Here is a 2,605-nt window from a genome sequence, read left to right as displayed (position 1 = left end):
TCAAAAAGCTCTATAATCTCTACAGTGGTTTTACAAATCACAGAAATAAAAAAATCTGAATTATTAGCGAAATTTTGTTCTTTAAAGGAAAATAGAGTTTAATTGGAAGTGGTATAACAAATTTCGTTTTTATTCATTTAAATAGTTGTTAAGAAAAATTGATTTAGATTATCTGATAATAAGTTTTTACTTGACAAATTGAAGATAGTCATCTTTTATGACTATACCAATTTAATTGTTGACAACTAATAAAACTAGGTATATAATGACTTTGTTCGGTTCAATAATAGGATATTGAACTATACCAATTTGTAGGAAAGGGATAGTAATTTAAAAGTTGCTACAGGTAATAATTAATGTGTGGAATTGTTGGAGTTGTTGGAAATAGTAATGCAGTGGATATCTTAATACAGGGTCTCGAAAAGTTAGAGTATCGCGGTTATGACTCAGCAGGTATTTATGTGACTGATGCCCCAGATAAAGGTTGTCTAGTTAAATCAGTTGGTCGTATTGCAGATCTTCGTGCTAAAATTAGCTCCGATGTTAAGGGATCAACTGGTATTGGTCACACGCGTTGGGCAACACATGGTCAAGCAACTGAGGATAATGCTCACCCACATACTTCGGAAACAGGGCGCTTCGTTTTAGTTCATAACGGAGTTATTGAAAACTATCTCCAAATTAAAGAAGAATACTTGCAAGGACACAAATTTAAAGGTCAGACAGATACTGAGATTGCAGTTCACTTGATTGGTAAATTCGTTGACGAAGATGGATTATCAGTTCTTGAAGCCTTAAAAAAATCTCTTCATATTATCCAAGGGTCATATGCGTTTGCTCTTGTTGACTCTCAAGCACCAGATACGATTTATGTTGCCAAAAACAAATCTCCACTTTTGATTGGTGTTGGTGAAGGTTACAACATGGTTTGTTCAGATGCCATGGCTATGATTCGTGAAACTAGTCAATTTATGGAAATTCACGATAAAGAGTTGGTTGTTCTGACCAAAGATGCTATCACAGTTACCGATTATGAAGGAAATGCTATTGAACGCGGTACTTATACAGCTGAACTTGATCTTTCTGATATTGGTAAAGGAACTTATCCTTACTATATGTTGAAAGAAATTGATGAGCAACCTACTGTAATGCGTAAATTGATTTCTACCTATGCAGATGATGAAGGAAATATCACTGTTGATCCAGCTATTGTCAAGTCAGTACAAGAAGCAGATCGTATTTACATCTTAGCAGCTGGGACTTCATATAATGCTGGTTTTGCGTCAAAAGCTATGTTTGAAAAATTGACAGATACACCAGTTGAAATAGGTGTTGCATCTGAGTGGGGTTACAACATTCCACTTTTGAGCAAAAAACCAATGTTTGTTTTGCTTAGTCAATCAGGTGAAACAGCAGATAGCCGTCAAGTTTTGGTGAAAGCTAACGAAATGGGAATCCCTAGTTTGACTGTTACCAATGTACCTGGTTCTACGCTTTCTCGTGAAGCAACATATACGATGCTTTTACATGCAGGGCCTGAAATTGCTGTAGCTTCTACAAAAGCTTATACTGCTCAGATTGCGGCTCTAGCTTTCCTTGCGAAAGCTGTTGGTGAAGCAAATGGCAAGAAAGAAGCACTTGAGTTTGATTTAGTGCATGAGTTATCAATTGTTGCTCAGTCAATTGAAGCGACTCTCTCTGAAAAAGATATGATTTCTGAGAAAGTTGAGAACTTGTTGGCTACAACTCGTAATGCTTTCTACATTGGTCGAGGAAATGATTATTATGTAGCTATGGAAGCATCATTGAAGTTGAAAGAAATCTCTTATATTCAATGTGAAGGCTTTGCTGCGGGTGAGTTGAAACACGGTACAATTTCATTGATTGAAGATGGTACTCCAGTTTTAGGATTAATTTCTGCAAGTGAAGTTGTGGCTGCTCATACTCGTGGTAATATTCAGGAAGTTGCTGCTCGTGGAGCTAATGTTTTAACAGTCGTTGAGGAAAAATTAGCTAAAGCTGATGATGATATTATTGTCAATCAAGTACATCCATTCTTATCACCGATCTCAATGGTTATTCCAACTCAGTTGATTGCTTACTATGCTTCTCTACAACGGGGTCTTGACGTGGATAAACCACGAAACCTTGCAAAAGCAGTAACAGTTGAGTAAGTTAGTTTCCGCATTCTAAATTTTATTAGCTCTTTTTTATCATTTATCAAGTCTATCAAAGCTTTAAGTTAAAAATGAGATAAGACAGTACTATTCTGAGTTTATTGTCTTAGTTTTAACAATTTTTGAGCCATAAAAAGGCATGCTAAAAAATACCTTTCCTGGTATTTTTGATCAAGGTTTCTTGCCAGTTTGTCAAGTGACGTATAGCGCTATACTACAATTTTACAAGACCCCACTACTTTAACCTAACGAAAAAGTAGTGAGTACTCTCTGGTTGGAGATTTTCTCACTACTCATCTTAGTATGTTTGTCAACTGTAGTGGGTGGCGAAAAGCTAACATCTAGAGAGGACCAGATAGGTCTTCTCTTTTTTTATGTTTAGAGTGATGAAGATACGTTTCTTAAAGTTGATGAAGTTTCTAAAACCG

Annotated in this window: 1 protein-coding gene; it reads left to right on the top strand. The window is 35.9% G+C overall.

The genetic code is table 11. From position 1 onward, the window contains the following. Positions 1-356: 356 nt before the first annotated feature. Positions 357-2,174, top strand: a complete 1,818-nt coding sequence (gene glmS / locus HMPREF2867_RS05205; RefSeq protein WP_022496548.1) for a glutamine--fructose-6-phosphate transaminase (isomerizing) — start codon at positions 357-359, stop codon at positions 2,172-2,174. Positions 2,175-2,605 lie beyond the last annotated feature (431 nt).

This window comes from Streptococcus sp. HMSC064H09, assembly GCF_001812625.1.
Classification (GTDB): Bacteria; Bacillota; Bacilli; order Lactobacillales; family Streptococcaceae; genus Streptococcus.
This window is presented reverse-complemented; position numbering and strand designations above follow the sequence as displayed.